The organism is Vibrio makurazakiensis (assembly GCF_050337375.1).
In the GTDB taxonomy this organism is placed as follows: domain Bacteria; phylum Pseudomonadota; class Gammaproteobacteria; order Enterobacterales; family Vibrionaceae; genus Vibrio; species Vibrio makurazakiensis.
Genome location: NZ_JAKJSW010000112.1, coordinates 1 through 14,185, shown reverse-complemented (window position 1 = coordinate 14,185; position 14,185 = coordinate 1). Strand labels below are relative to the sequence as shown.

Genomic DNA, 14,185 nt, shown 5'->3' with positions numbered 1-14,185 from the left:
GGTGTGGCTCGTTTCAAATACATCGTATATATCACCGCATAGCCCAATAAGCTCGCGAAGGTCAGCCACGCAGTAAGTTCATTGACCCATTGATGTAATATTGCAAACCCAATCACCCCCAGTCCAAATGCAAACGTAAGAACTCTGATCCCATTTATTTCACCCGACGGAAGTGGACGTTTGTGGGTTCTTATCATTTGGGCATCAATACGTCTGTCAATTAAGTGATTAAAAGCCGCTGCAGACGCAGCCATCAACCCTATCCCCAATAATGCCAGCATGCTGAGTCGCAATGAAAACTCATCCGGATTAGCTAAACACATTCCAACTAAAGCCGTGAGCAGCATTAAGGCGACAACCTTCGGCTTGGTCAAATTCAGATACACACGCCAGTTTTGAAGAGCAGCCTGTGGTTGGTTACTCGTTAATTGAATCGATTTTTCAACTGAAACTTTATTTATCATAATCAGCCTCGCGTTGTGTATTCACTATTAATTCGGTATATCCCACCTGTGGTTGCCACAATAAATAATTGGTCGTTACTAGGCCTACAAGCATAAGTGCAGCTCCTAGGTTATGAGCTACTGCAACCAGCAGAGGTAACTGAAATACGACATTACTAATGCCTAACCCAATTTGTAATATCAATATCAAGCCTAATACATGACCAATCCGATTCAAAACCTCACCAGACTGCCTTTGAAGCTTAAAAACAAGAGTCATCATTATGATTGATGTAACTATCGCGCCGAAACGGTGGCTCACATGAATAGTCATACGCGCTGGGTACTCTAGTACTCCAAACTCATAATTTTCATGCCCAGGCTGCAGTAAATTAAATGCATTTTTGAAGTCTAGATAACTTATCCAATTTCCTTCACAAATGGGCAGAGATGTACACATAAGCGCCGCATAGTTCGAAGATGTCCAACCACCCAAAAAGATTTGTGCGATGACCACAAGCACACCAACTAGAGCCCAATGCTTAACAGTTGGGTCAACGGCTAGGTGATCGATATGTTGCTGGACCTGACGTAGTTGGCAATAGAGTAAAGACAGTAGCGAGAGTAAAGTGAAACCACCGATCAAATGAGCCATTACAATAACAGGCATCAGTTTCAAAGTTACTGTCCACATTCCTAAAGCAGCTTGAACAACCACAACAATGGTAATACTAAACGCCAATACATTGGGTAACCCTTTGATGCGTATGCACCATACGCTACAGATAAATACGAGTACCCCTAAACTTCCGGCAAAATAACGATGGATCATTTCTAGCCAAGCCTTCTGTGGCTCGACGGCTCTTTCAGGAAAAGCTGCATTAGCTTGATGAATTTCATCCACTTCATTTGGAACAGATAATTGACCATAACACCCCGGCCAATCAGGGCAGCCTAACCCCGCATCCGACAGTCTAGTGTATGCACCTAGAACGATGACGATCAGAGTAAAAATAATCGTTACTTTCACTAAGGTGATTAATGCTGAAGGCGCTTCTCTTTTCATTCTGCATCCTTACATTCAAGTCCTAAAAACAGTTACCCGTTTGAATATCACTAAGTATCAACTTCTGCCTATACGCCTTCGCTCTACTCTTTAAATTCGCTTTATATTTCAACTTATCCAACACGGGACARCTTTAAGAGCTTTCTCAAGTCGTGCAGCATGCCTTTCGACTGGCTCACTAATTCAGATTCATTCGTCACACTTGGATACAGCATCACCAATTGACCCAATGGGTCGACAATGATGATCGAAGCGTCCTGGAACACTCTCTCGTTCACTTCACTTACCACTAACGCGTCTGCATCGTGACTTTCTAGCCAATTACTATCACTACTCTTTGTTGCAAAAATGGTGGGCGACACTCGTTCTTTATATTTGCCAAGTGCAATATAGCTTTGCCCTAAAATATGCATCTGTTGTGTGCACAGTTCGTCGCAATGTTCGGGGATAACATAACCCAGCAACCAACCTTCTTGCGACTCAGAACTTTCGATACCAAGACTAGACAAAGTGACATTGCCGTCAATCAACTGCCCAAAATTGGTAACGCCAGATTGATACCAATTTTGTGACAGGATCAATTTTGCAATTAAGGCAGGTAAAGCAAAAACAACCACTAAACCAACAAGTGTCATACGACCTTTCAACAACGGTTTATCCATAATCAACCTTCCTCACTTAACTGTTGGTTTAACTTTCTTAATCGCTAGCGTTTTTGTCTTCGTATTAATCTGTTTCCAAGCCAAACGTAATGTGATTAAGCTAAGTACCAATGCCATCACAAACCACTGCACCGAATAGCCAAAATGCTTAGATGAACTCATATTCGCAGGTACCCAAATAAATGGGTTTGCCCAGCCATCTAATTCCGTAGGTTGAATGATCAATGGAAATAGCTCTACACCAAGTCGCTCACTTAACGCCCCAAAATTCAGATTTTGAATTCGATATGGATTGGTACTTTCTAACCCCAGTTCAGAACTCAACGGGTTCATTGATTTAACGTACAATCGTCCTGTTATTTCTTGCTCTTCGGTCAACACTTCAATACTAGGTAACACACTGCGCTCTCGGCTCGCTTTAACGAAACCCAAATCAATCAACGCATACACAACCCTCTCCTGCTGACCTATTAATACTAACTGGTACGCGATATACCCGACATTGCCTTCAAACGTTTGGTTATCTAATAGAAACACGTTCTTTCCATCTTCCTGAAGTGTCGTAGGGTTAATTCGAAGCGAAACCTTAACCCCCGTAAACGCAGTAACATTAATGTCATCACCTGTAATAGACATTTCATTAATCAGCGAATCCAAATCTATAGCATGCTTCTGTTTACGAATTTTTAATTGGTGTTCGAGCTCTTGCTTTTCATATCCTCGAGACAATTGCCACAAACCAAGTTTGACCAAAACAGAAACAGTGACCAAAGTTAAGACAGCAGCGAGGATCACCGCTTTATGTCGCCACATACTTTTCAACATCAATACCAAACTGTTAGGACTACTTATGCTCGTGTCACTCATTTTCAAAACTGCTTTAGTATTGTTTCTGTTTTTCATCATATTTAACTTATCCAAAGCCCTCTTTCTGATGTCCAAAGGGGGAGAACACAACAAGTCGATGAGTCACTTYCTTGGTAAGCGGGTCATAGCATCTGCACTCGTCCTCACCCTGATTCTCATCGCCCTATTTACTGGTTTAATCCAACCAAACCCACGACCTTACTAATTAAATTACGTATACAAAGATAAACAAACACAGCCACACCACATCTACAAAGTGCCAATACCAGCTACCCGCTTGAAACGCGAAGTGATCTTTAGGCGTAAAATGGTCTTTGGCTATTCGGAAAAGTAGAATGACAAGGAAAATAGTCCCTAAACAAACATGTAGACCGTGAAAACCGGTCAATAAAAAGAACGTATTTCCGTAAATACCAGACTGTAACGTCAGATCCATATCTTGATAGGCGTGCATGTACTCCTCACCTTGGAAGTACAAGAAGAAGCCTGCTAGTACTATGGTGATTTCGAGCCATACAATTAGAGCCATACGCTTGTTAGTTTCTAAGCTGATATGTGCCATATGTAACGTAATAGAAGACAATAGAAGAAGGACGGTATTTTTTAGAGGGATCCCTTGCCAGGGCATAGCCTGTGTTTCAGTACCAGATGGAGTGGTAGTTAAAGGCCAAATTGATTCGAACATAGGCCACAAGACCTCATGAGTCATCGCATTATTGCCAGCTCCTCCTAGCCAAGGAACAGAGATCATTCTCGCGTAAAAAAGGGCACCGAAAAAAGCACCAAAGAACATCACTTCAGAGAAAATAAACCAACTCATACCTTGTCGAAAAGATCTCGCGATTTGCTCTGAATACTTTCCCGTTAGTGATTCGGTTATGACATTACTAAACCAACCAGCCAACATATAAAGCAGTACACCAAATCCTATAAACAGAACCACTTTACCTATGATGCTTCCGTCACCTTGGCTTTCCATGTTCTGGACCGTTAACCCAGCCCCTACTGCAACCATGAACAAGGCAATGGCGCCTATAATCGGCCAGCTGCTTTCAGCTGGTACGTAATATGTATCTTTTTTCGAACTCATAGCTCAACTCCTTGTGCCAAACCTCGTTCAGTTAAATTAACCTCTCGGTTTACCAGCACTTGGTTTTTTGCCTGCTGCCCCTGCTCGGTAGTCGTAATATTAAAAAGCGTGTAAGACAGTGTTAATGTGTGGATAGAATCAGGAATGTCAGGTTCTATGTAAAAAATTAGTGGCATCTCTGCTGACGCTTGGGCATCGAGAGGTTGCTGATTAAAGCAAAAGCATTCAATCTTATTAAAGTAGGTCGCGCCATTTCCCGGAGAAACCGAAGGGACAGCCTGCCCAACCAATGTTTCTCCTGAGCGATTTACTGCAACGTAATTAGTTTGGATCACTTCCCCCGGGTGAACATCTAAAGTGACCTTATCTGGCTTAAACTCCCACGGCATATCAGAATTAATGTGAGCCATAAATTCAACACGAATACTTCTTGAATAGTCTGGCTGCATGCCTTGAGGTTGAATGGCTGAAACAGAATTTGTTTTACCGTTGATCCCTAAGGCGTCACACATCACGTCGTACAGCGGTACTAACGCAAAACCGAACCCAAACATTGCAACCACGCTTAAACATAAGTATCCCGTTAGGCGTTTACTCGACTTTTTAGTTTCACCAACTTTAGAGTTTTGGGTCGGCTTTCGGTTTATATCTTTCATGCATCACCTCAATCAATTTTAGGTGGATGCGTAAATGTATGGTGTGGTGCCGGGCTAGGAACCGTCCACTCTAGACCTTCTGCCCGTTCCCAAGGTTTTGCGGGAGCTTTCTCTCCGCCTTTTACGCACTTAATAACAAGCCATAAGAAGATTAATTGAGATAGACCAAAGGCAAAACCACCAATGGAAACTATCTGATTTACATCTGCAAATTGAATGGCGTAGTCAGGGATACGTCTTGGCATACCAGCAAGGCCTAAGAAGTGCATAGGGAAGAAGAGTACATTCACTGAAACAACAGAACTCCAGAAATGCCACAGGCTCAACCGCTCGTCATACATGTGCCCGGTCCATTTAGGTAGCCAATAATACGCAGCTGCCATAATGGAAAAGACCGCTCCCGTAACCAACACATAATGGAAGTGAGCGACAACAAAATAAGTATCGTGGTATTGAAAGTCAGCGGGCACAATTGCCAGCATCAATCCTGATAAGCCGCCAATCGTAAACAAAACAATAAAGGCGACCGTAAATAACATAGGGGTTTCAAAGGTCAGTGCACCACGCCACATGGTTGCTACCCAATTAAACACTTTTACTCCAGTTGGAACCGCAATCAACATGGTGCAATACATAAAGAAGAGCTCAGCAAACACGGGCATCCCAGTGGTGAACATATGATGCGCCCACACAAGGAAAGACAGTAAAGCGATACTACACGTCGCATAAACCATTGAATGATAACCAAACAGCTTCTTACCACTAAATGCAGGAATGATTGCAGAAACGATACCAAAAGACGGTAAGATCATGATGTAAACTTCAGGGTGACCGAAGAACCAGAATATATGCTGGAACATCACCGGATCGCCCCCACCAGCCGCATCAAAGAAACTGGTACCAAAGTACTTATCGGTTAACACCATGGTGACAGCGCCAGCAAGAACGGGCATCACAGCAATTAGCAAGAATGCCGTGATTAGCCATGTCCATACAAACATTGGCATTTTGAACCAAGTCATCCCTGGTGCTCGCATATTCACAATTGTAACGATCACATTAATGGCACCCATGATCGAACTGATCCCCATTATATGAACGGAAAATACAAACAAAGCAGTACTGTCTGGACCATAAGTGGTTGATAGCGGTGCATAAAAAGTCCAACCAAAGTTAGGCCCCCCAGCTTCTGTAAATAACGAGCCTATTAAAATGAGGAAAGCAAAAGGCAGGATCCAAAAGCTCAAGTTATTCATTCTTGGCAACGCCATGTCTGGCGCACCGATCATCATAGGGATYATCCAATTGGCTAGCCCTGTAAACGCGGGCATCACAGCGCCGAATACCATAATCAAGCCATGTACTGTCGTCATTTGATTGAAGAAGTCAGGCTCAACAAGTTGTAACCCTGGCTGAAAAAGCTCGGCACGAATGACCATCGCCATTGCACCACCCGTTAAAAACATCGCAAAACTAAACCATAAATATAATGTTCCGATATCTTTATGATTCGTTGAGTACAGCCACCTTCTTAATCCAGTAGGAGCATGATGCTCATGCTCAACCTCTTCACTTTCTAACTGAGGCTCGGCAATCGTTGTATTCACATTGCCAGATTCAATATCCGTAGCTGGTGCCGATTTCACTGACTTATTTGTTGATATACTCATTGAGCCTCCTTAGCACTGCCTTGCGCTTTAAATGCATTTACATCAGAGGCTTGAACAGCATCCCCAGTATCATTACCCCAAGCATTTCTCTGGTAAGTCACAACGGCCGCTATCTCCTGCTCCGTCAGTTGATTGGCAAACGCCTGCATTGCAGTACCCGCGCGTCCATTAACTACAATTCCAATATGGTCAGCTACATTACCTAGAGCAATAGGGCTACCTTTAATTGCCGGGAAAGCACCGGGAAGACCTTCACCATTCGCCTGGTGACATACAGAGCAACGCGCTTTATAAATAGCTTCACCACTTGCATATAGCTCATCCATAGAAAGTGATTGCCCCAACGCTTGTTCCGCCTCCAGCTTTGCAGACTCTAGTTCAGCTTTTTTTGCCACAAGCCAAGCGTCATATTTATCTTCTTCCATCGCATGGACAACGATTGGCATAAACCCGTGTGCGCGCCCACAGAGCTCAGCACATTGGCCACGGTAAACACCTGGCTTATCGATTTTTGTCCAAGCTTCATTTATAAACCCCGGCACCGTATCTTTTTTGACGGCAAAGGCAGGCACCCACCAAGAGTGAATTACATCGTCAGATGTCATCAAAAATCGGATTTTACGATTGATTGGAACAACAAGAGGGTTATCAACTTCTAGTAAATAGTGCGCGCCTTTAACCTCTTCTCCTTCAATTTGCTTATCTGACGTCGCCAATAAGCTAAAGAACTCAACATCTTCACCAAAATAGCTGTAATGCCACTTCCATTGGGACCCCGTGACCTTAACGGTTAAGTCAGACTGCGTTGTGTCTTCCATTGCTATGAGGGTTTTAGTTGCGGGAATTGCCATTGCGACAAGAATAAGAATAGGGATGATCGTCCAGAGGATTTCGATTTTGGTGCTTTCATGAAAATGGGCAGCGACCGCGCCCTTCGACTTTCGATGGTGAATAATCGAATAAAACATAACTCCAAAAACCACGAATGCTATCGCACAACAAATATAAAAGATGAGCATWTGCAGGTCATAAACCTGCCCACTGATTTCCGTTACGCCTTGAGTCATGTTGTAGTCAGATTCCGCAGATATTGCTGGAGCAGCAAAGCCCACCAACATCAGGTCAATAAACAACATTTGAGTGATTAGTAATCTCTTCAAAGACATCTCCCCATCTCCAGTCAAACTGGACGCACGCTACTTAAGTGTCATTAACACCAGTGGCTATTACTACTTTTCTAATTAGTAGTGAACAATGTGATGGCCACCAACCAAGAAAAAGTAAGTAAAAATCAGCGAACTCGGCACTTTTTGTTATATTTATGTTAAAAGGCTAGTTAGAGATCTAAGAATGTTCAAGCTTGCGTAGTCACATACTGACAAAGAAAAAATAAGCATACTGACACATAGCAATATCCCTAATTGTGAAATACTTAGTTTAACGATTGCCCTCTCGCAATTGATAATGAAAATCATTTACTATTAAATAATAGAAAACAGGAGTTTAGTTTATGATGCAACAAGTCACCGATTGGTTAGCGAGAGATCCAGATCCAAGAACTCGCGAAGAATTACAGTACTTAATAGACGAAAAGATACTCGACGAACTAAACGACCGCTTTAAACAAAGGTTGGAATTTGGTACCGCAGGTTTAAGAGGGAAAGTTGGCTGTGGCCCTAACCGCATGAACCGGTTGGTCATACAAGAAACAGCGACAGGCTTAGGACACTATTTAGTAGACAACATTGAGAATGCCTGTAGCCGTGGCGTCGTAATTGGTTACGATGGCAGAACAGACTCTGAGCGATTTGCACTAGATACGGCAGCAGTACTCACAGCGTTAGGTATCAAAGTGTATTTAACTCATGCTGTGGCAGCAACACCCATCGTTGCTTTCGGTATTAAGCACTTTAACGCAGCAGCAGCTGTTGTAGTAACAGCCAGTCATAACCCTCCAGAGTACAACGGCTTCAAAGTCTACTGGGAAAATGGCGCTCAGATCATTCCGCCTCACGACTCTGGCATTGCTGCTGAAATTCAAATTGCCTCAACTAAGCCTATCCCCCTAATGTGTTTGAGTGATGCAGAAAAGAAAGGCGACTTAGTTTGGTTAAAAGAAGATTATTATCAGAGCTATCGCGATACGATCAACGCTAGCCCTTTTATTAACCTTCCTATTCAGTATCAAGCACTGACCGTCGCGTACACCGCAATGCATGGGGTGGGCGCACAAATGGCAGAAGATCTGATGCACGATAATGACTTCACAAATTTCTTCAGTGTTGCAGAGCAAAAAGATCCAGATGGTACTTTTCCGACCGTCAATTTCCCTAACCCAGAAGAAGATGGCGCTATGGATTTGGTGCTTAGCCTTGCAGAAAGTATCGATGCAGATATCGCTTGCGCTAACGATCCAGACGCCGACCGATTCGCCGCCGCTGTTAAACAAGCGAGTGGCGGTTACAAAATGCTTTCTGGGGATCAAGTTGGGGTGTTATTGGCTCATTACTTACTTTCTCTTCCTCATGAAAAGCAGCAACTCGTCGGCAATAGTATTGTTTCTTCGACGTTGCTAGAAAAAGTGGCCAAATCGCACAAGGCTACGTACTTCCAAACCTTAACGGGTTTTAAATGGCTAGCAAACGTCGGTATGCAATTAGAAGACGATAACAATGAGTTTCTCTTTGCTTACGAAGAAGCGCTTGGTTATACCATTGGCACTCAAGTACGCGACAAAGACGGCCTATCGGCTTTAGTCGCATTTTCCCAGCTAGTAGCACAGCTCAAAAAAGAAGATAAAACGGTTTGGGATCAACTAGCGGCTATTTCATTCCAGCATGGTGTACATGTTAACGACCAACACAGTTTGGCGCTTAACCCTGAGTCCCCACCAATTGGCAATAAACTTCGGGCTCAGCCACCAAAAACAATAGCAGGAATAAAGATTGCTGTTATTGAAGATCTACAAGCATCCTTGCGCTTTAATATTGGTGGCAATACCGAGGCTATTAATCTACCAGCCAGTGACGTGCTCATTTACCATTTAGAGAATGGCTACCGAATCATAGTAAGACCATCAGGTACTGAACCTAAACTAAAAGTGTATTATGAAGTCATTGAAGAGTTTGAGGGAGATGAAACCTATGCCGATACCCTTGCAAGATCAGAAGGCTTAATGAAAGAACTCATAGCTACGCATCAACAAGAACTGCAAAAAATCTAGGTTATGTACCATAAGCTGTAGAACTGTAAAACAAAAATGGACGAGTAATCACTCGTCCATTTTTATATCATCTCTTGCCTGCAGCCTAAGCTTAATGAATAAGTAAATTGCTTAGCATCCAGAGCGACAAAATAATGAACACACAGCCCATCACTTTATGCTGATACATTCTAAAGTTGTCACTTTCTAGTAAACGTTTTCCGACGCTACCTACCAGAGCAACGAGCAAAAAGTTGAACGCTAAACCTAATACATTCAACAAAAGTCCCAAAGTTAGCATTTGCTCACCAGAACTCGCTGAAACGCTGCTCGACACAAATTGAGGAAGAAACATCACAAAGAACACGAGCGCTTTAGGGTTTAAAAGGTTACTGACCAATGCACGCTGATAATAACTTTTCGCTGCCGCAGAATTAGAATCCAATTCCGGCGCAGCATCAGGTTTCACTCGTAAACAGTCAGTACCCATTTTCAGTAAATACGCACCACCTAATAAATGCAGCGCTTGTAAAGCTAGCGGATTCATCGCAATTAATGCAGACACTCCCATTGCAGCCAATACCGTCAAAATAACGCCTGACGTTGCGTTACCCAAACTAGCAAAAACACCGACTTTTCGACCAAAGCTGATGCTTGAACTAGCAATCAATAACATATCTGGGCCCGGTAACAAAAGAAGGGCAACCACAGCAGTCAAATAGACTGGCAAAATAGCAAAATCAATCATGATAATTGTAGTTTATAAAAACAGGACGCGGATTTTATACCAACAAACAAGACCAATCTAGACTTATACGCCACCAAGTGACAATTAAGCAGCTTCGATAACCAACTTGTTACCTATTGATAGATGGTTCTATAAAGAATGGGACAATGATAATAGGCAATTTTGTACAAAAGTATTCTCTGAATCTCAGTTACACTAGTTGAATAAGTGGAGAGTGATATGAAAAAAGCAGCAAAGGAAGAGGCTACTTTCAGTTTCGTGCAAGAACTAGGGGGCATTGAATTACTAGACGCAAAGTATGAAAAGCAAAACTTTTCACGCCACAGCCATGAAGGTTATACCATCGGTGTGATTGAAAAAGGTGCCCAACGTTTTTTCAGAACAGGGGGAAATCACATCGCCCCTGAAGATAGCATCATTTTGGTTAATGCTGACGAGATACACAACGGTCACTCAGCTTCAGATGGCGGTTGGGAATATAGAGCCATGTATCCATTACCCGAACAGTTTGCGAACATAACACAAGAGCTTAATGGAAAAATCTCAGGCGCTCCTTATTTCCCACAGCCCGTTGTTTATGATCCAGAACTCGCCAACCAGTTACGCGYGCTTTTTAACACTCTGACTAGTTCATCTAATCGCTTACTCCGTGAAACAATCATGTATGCGACATTGGTAAAACTAATAACACGTCATGGGCTATCGCGTACCGATTCACCGCAGTTAAGTGGCACACCACAGGTTAAGATTGCTAAGGAGTTTTTGGATGATTATCCCCAAGCAGATATTTCGTTAGAAGATCTATCCACGCTAGCCGGGATCAGCCCATTCCATTTAGTTCGAACCTTTCAAAGTAAGTACGGGTTACCTCCGCATGCCTATCAAATTCAGGCTCGAATACGTCTAGCTAAAACAAAACTTCGCTTAGGGTACAGTATTTCTGATACTGCTCAGGAATGTGGGTTTCATGATCAAAGCCACTTACATCGGCATTTTAAAAGGGCGTTAGGGGTTACCCCTGGTCAATACGCAAAAAGCGTCACTTCGATTATCGCTCGCTGATACAAAAAAACCTCGACCTAGGCCGAGACTTTCATATCAAAACAATCTTAGAAGAGTTAATCACGTAAAAAGTGCTATTTGAACTCAATTAACCCATTCTAACTGTTCATTAAAACGACTCGTTACTGTCGAGTCCATGCATCTTCCCAGGCATCACCCTGACCCGGAACATAAGCTGCAGCGTCGATGTTACACCAAGCTCCGTATGGATATTCACGACATGCGTAAGTATTGCCATCAGAGCCTAATACAACCGTTTCGCCTTCCACATAGCTACCAATTCCATCAGGGTAAACATAATCGTATTCCGCAGACCCTTCTGCTTTTACTTCAAACTGTTCAGAAAAAACAACGTGATGCTCAGGTTCTTGGTTATAACTCGCGGTCACTTCCAATGTATGCATCCCCTCGACATGCGCTTTCACTGGTAGCTCAACTGGTTTGCCATGTAGGATCTCACTGTTTAGCCAAGTTTGCGTACCATCAGCACGGATCACTTTTACGTTAACTAACACATTGTGGCCTTCCGTATCTACAACAGGAGTGATAGTCGCTTCACCGTCTGATAAGAAATACGTGCTTTCAACACCAGTAACTTTTACTTCAGCTGGTGGTGGTACTTCAATATCTCGAATATCTAATGAATAGCGATAGTTCGGGTTTTTAGTATAAACCTTATTGAAATATAGGTTTGTGTCATCATATTCAACATCGCCATTCGCCTGCTTCACGCCAACCATCGCTGTGTGTGAATAGGTCGTATTGATTTTCTCAGCAAGCTGATATGTCCAAACGCTTTGATCAACGTTTGTTGAATCAATAGGGAAACTTTCAGCGACAATCTCAGAGCCAGTTTCGTTGAAGATTCTAAATAGAACGGCTCTATCCACCTCGGCTTCAAAACCTGGTTGAACATATTGAGCAACCTCACCCCATTCTGGCACTTCAGCTTCACCGACAAACTTCACATCAGAACAGTTATAGAAACCTTCACCAGCTGGGTCTACTCGCTGCCAACGGCTCAATATCGTAACTTCCTCACCCTCACGTCCTTCTGGCAAGTTGATATCAAATTCATAATGATCCTCACCGTTAATCTTTATCGGTTCAACATTATCAACCGTTGCAAAACGTTCGAGGTCATGCCAGGTTAAACGTGAATTAGCAGCATTGTACCCAGGCTTAGTGATATACAACTCCCAATAAGATGGGTTATGTACAGCGGTTGCTCGGTACTGAAAATTTATCGTGTCCCCTGAAACCAACTCTGTTCTCTGCCAGTTTTCAGAAGCAACGCCCATTCCGCTGTAACCCTTCACTGACGCATGACATAGTTCACCATCTTTGATTACAGCTTGAACAGCTTCTTGGCTTTCATGCTCTTCAACTAAAGCTGCGTAACCGTTCTTGTTATAGAATGCCCCTTCGCCAGACTCTTGAAAGGCTGCTCGACACGCTTGGTTAGGAATAGAAGAACCGTCTCCCCATAACCCACCTTGTTCATGACATATATGCTGTCTTGCAGCAGGAAAAACTGCGTATCCATGTGAATGAGCTATTGTAGGAATAATAGCCGACATTGCTAAGCCAACTGCCGTTAATTGTTTGATCATGTTTGTACCCTAATTATGATTGTTATCTGTAGTCCGTAATAAGTTATGGTCAACTCACTAAGAATATAACCACCATCCGACTTATTTATATAAATAGTATTAAGTTAAACAAGTACTAGACAGTCTCTATTTACGTATAACCAGGCGATTTAAACATTATTTAAAAATCAATTTTAGGCGTAAAAAACTAAAAAAATATAAAAACCAGCCCCACCACAACCTATTCAAATGAATAATGATTTACCACTAAAATATAAAAAGCAACCTCAATAGCATCACTTCGTTAACAAACAAATCACGTAATATATAAATATATGAACGACCATCACATTTATTAGCTAGATAGTCAGGAAATTGAGTAGCATAATCAGCATATTCTTCCTTTCTATTTGTTAAAAAATTAACTGATAGTCTGTATGAGTTTAATTAACCAATGAAAGACGCCTCTACCCACAAACATGCGAATCAATTCATCAATGGCCGACAGCTAGTACCATCGACCCAGTCGCTGTTGGATCAAGATATCTGCTACAAACTCGGAGCGGCTGACTACAAAATCCTTGAAATACTCTTAGAAAATGTTGACCAACCTGTCTCTAGAGACACTCTCTTCGAACAAGCATGGGAAGGAAAAATAGTCTCAGAAGCACGATTAACACAGTCAATTTTCAATATCAGATTTGCTCTGGGTGATGATGGTAGAGCACAAAAAATCCTTAAGACTATTGCTAAGAAAGGCTACTTAATCAGCAGTCAACATATCGCTTATCAGCAGTGTATGGAAGTTAATGAAAGTGAACAAGAAGCTTCCTTAAAACGTCACTCCAAGAATCATTACTTACTGTATCTGATAGTAATAATAGTAGTTTTCATTGTTGGATTTATGTTTGGTTCGGAAAACAAACCAGGAAAGAAATACTTAGATAGCATTTACAAAACAAGCTTTTCTCAATTCCCTTCAGGTTCTGGAAATATAGCAATTCACTTAGAGAAAAATATTGAACCAATATCACTAATAGGTATTAAATCATCTTTTTATCATTTTAATCCTGGCTACTTCCTAGATATTTACATATTGAAAAATAATAAACGGTTCACATACGTAC

The 14,185-nt window shown here is 42.2% G+C and carries 13 protein-coding genes and 1 pseudogene; 4 read left to right on the top strand and 10 right to left on the bottom strand.

The annotated features are described in order from the left end of the window. From L4C33_RS13380 to L4C33_RS13365, 4 genes are all read right to left on the bottom strand, one after another. On the bottom strand, nt 1–464 hold a 464-nt coding region (locus tag L4C33_RS13380), incomplete at its 3' end, for a UbiA family prenyltransferase (protein ID WP_428812924.1). Further along, nucleotides 454–1,509, bottom strand: a complete 1,056-nt coding sequence (locus tag L4C33_RS13375) for a COX15/CtaA family protein (protein ID WP_428812923.1) — start codon at nt 1,507–1,509, stop codon at nt 454–456. The genes L4C33_RS13380 and L4C33_RS13375, both read right to left, overlap by 11 nt. A 113-nt stretch (nt 1,510–1,622) precedes the next feature. Further along, nucleotides 1,623–2,171, bottom strand: coding sequence for a hypothetical protein (locus tag L4C33_RS13370; RefSeq protein ID WP_428812922.1), 549 nt, complete (start codon nt 2,169–2,171; stop codon nt 1,623–1,625). A gap of 12 nt (nt 2,172–2,183) precedes the next feature. Further along, nucleotides 2,184–3,038: an SURF1 family protein gene (locus L4C33_RS13365; protein WP_428812921.1), complete on the bottom strand. Its 855-nt coding sequence runs from the start codon at nt 3,036–3,038 to the stop codon at nt 2,184–2,186. Here L4C33_RS13365 and L4C33_RS13360 point away from each other — a divergent pair. Next, entirely contained in the window at nt 3,022–3,243 is a 222-nt protein-coding gene (locus L4C33_RS13360) for a DUF2909 domain-containing protein (RefSeq protein WP_428812920.1), read from the top strand. The genes L4C33_RS13365 and L4C33_RS13360 overlap by 17 nt on opposite strands. Here the strand turns inward: L4C33_RS13360 and L4C33_RS13355 are convergent, their stop codons facing one another. The 4 genes and pseudogenes from L4C33_RS13355 to coxB form a co-directional block, all read right to left on the bottom strand. Then, nucleotides 3,244–4,128 carry a cytochrome c oxidase subunit 3 gene (locus L4C33_RS13355; protein WP_428812919.1) on the bottom strand — a complete coding sequence of 295 codons (885 nt, stop codon included), beginning with the start codon at nt 4,126–4,128 and terminating at the stop codon, nt 3,244–3,246. Further along, nucleotides 4,125–4,784: a cytochrome c oxidase assembly protein gene (locus L4C33_RS13350; protein WP_428812918.1), complete on the bottom strand. Its 660-nt coding sequence runs from the start codon at nt 4,782–4,784 to the stop codon at nt 4,125–4,127. The genes L4C33_RS13355 and L4C33_RS13350 overlap by 4 nt, the downstream gene beginning before the upstream one ends. 8 nt (nt 4,785–4,792) lie before the next feature. After that, a pseudogene (ctaD, locus tag L4C33_RS13345) lies at nt 4,793–6,337 on the bottom strand (cytochrome c oxidase subunit I); the annotation flags it as partial. A gap of 113 nt (nt 6,338–6,450) precedes the next feature. Further along, the gene (gene coxB, locus L4C33_RS13340) at nt 6,451–7,614 is read right to left on the bottom strand and encodes a cytochrome c oxidase subunit II (protein ID WP_428812917.1); all 1,164 of its coding nucleotides are present in this window, start codon (nt 7,612–7,614) and stop codon (nt 6,451–6,453) included. A 353-nt stretch (nt 7,615–7,967) separates the two neighbouring features. On the opposite strand from coxB, the gene L4C33_RS13335 reads away from it, so the two are divergent. Continuing rightward, on the top strand, nt 7,968–9,677 hold the full coding sequence (locus L4C33_RS13335) for a phospho-sugar mutase (RefSeq protein WP_428812925.1): 1,710 nt from the start codon (nt 7,968–7,970) through the stop codon (nt 9,675–9,677). A gap of 91 nt (nt 9,678–9,768) precedes the next feature. On the opposite strand, the gene L4C33_RS13330 is transcribed toward L4C33_RS13335, so the two are convergent. Beyond that, on the bottom strand, nt 9,769–10,404 hold the full coding sequence (locus L4C33_RS13330; protein WP_428812916.1) for a LysE family translocator: 636 nt from the start codon (nt 10,402–10,404) through the stop codon (nt 9,769–9,771). 219 nt (nt 10,405–10,623) lie between these two features. Here L4C33_RS13330 and L4C33_RS13325 point away from each other — a divergent pair, with 219 nt between their 5' ends. Next, nucleotides 10,624–11,466, top strand: coding sequence for an AraC family transcriptional regulator (locus tag L4C33_RS13325; RefSeq protein ID WP_428812915.1), 843 nt, complete (start codon nt 10,624–10,626; stop codon nt 11,464–11,466). A 122-nt stretch (nt 11,467–11,588) separates the two neighbouring features. Here the strand turns inward: L4C33_RS13325 and L4C33_RS13320 are convergent, their stop codons facing one another. Next, nucleotides 11,589–13,079, bottom strand: coding sequence for a lytic polysaccharide monooxygenase (locus L4C33_RS13320; RefSeq protein WP_428812914.1), 1,491 nt, complete (start codon nt 13,077–13,079; stop codon nt 11,589–11,591). Nucleotides 13,080–13,512: 433 nt separating this feature from the next. Here L4C33_RS13320 and L4C33_RS13315 point away from each other — a divergent pair. Next, the coding region (locus L4C33_RS13315) for a winged helix-turn-helix domain-containing protein (RefSeq protein WP_428812913.1) at nt 13,513–14,185 on the top strand (673 nt) is incomplete at its 3' end.

Bases quoted from the DNA above. Each gene is read 5' to 3' on its own strand.
- L4C33_RS13375 (WP_428812923.1), bottom strand. From the start codon at position 1,509: ATGAAAAGAGAAGCGCCTTCAGCATTAATCACCTTAGTGAAAGTAACG.
- L4C33_RS13365 (WP_428812921.1), bottom strand. From the start codon at position 3,038: ATGAGTGACACGAGCATAAGTAGTCCTAACAGTTTGGTATTGATGTTG.
- L4C33_RS13355 (WP_428812919.1), bottom strand. From the start codon at position 4,128: ATGAGTTCGAAAAAAGATACATATTACGTACCAGCTGAAAGCAGCTGG.
- L4C33_RS13350 (WP_428812918.1), bottom strand. From the start codon at position 4,784: ATGAAAGATATAAACCGAAAGCCGACCCAAAACTCTAAAGTTGGTGAA.
- L4C33_RS13335 (WP_428812925.1), top strand. From the start codon at position 7,968: ATGCAACAAGTCACCGATTGGTTAGCGAGAGATCCAGATCCAAGAACT.
- L4C33_RS13330 (WP_428812916.1), bottom strand. From the start codon at position 10,404: ATGATTGATTTTGCTATTTTGCCAGTCTATTTGACTGCTGTGGTTGCC.
- L4C33_RS13320 (WP_428812914.1), bottom strand. From the start codon at position 13,079: ATGATCAAACAATTAACGGCAGTTGGCTTAGCAATGTCGGCTATTATT.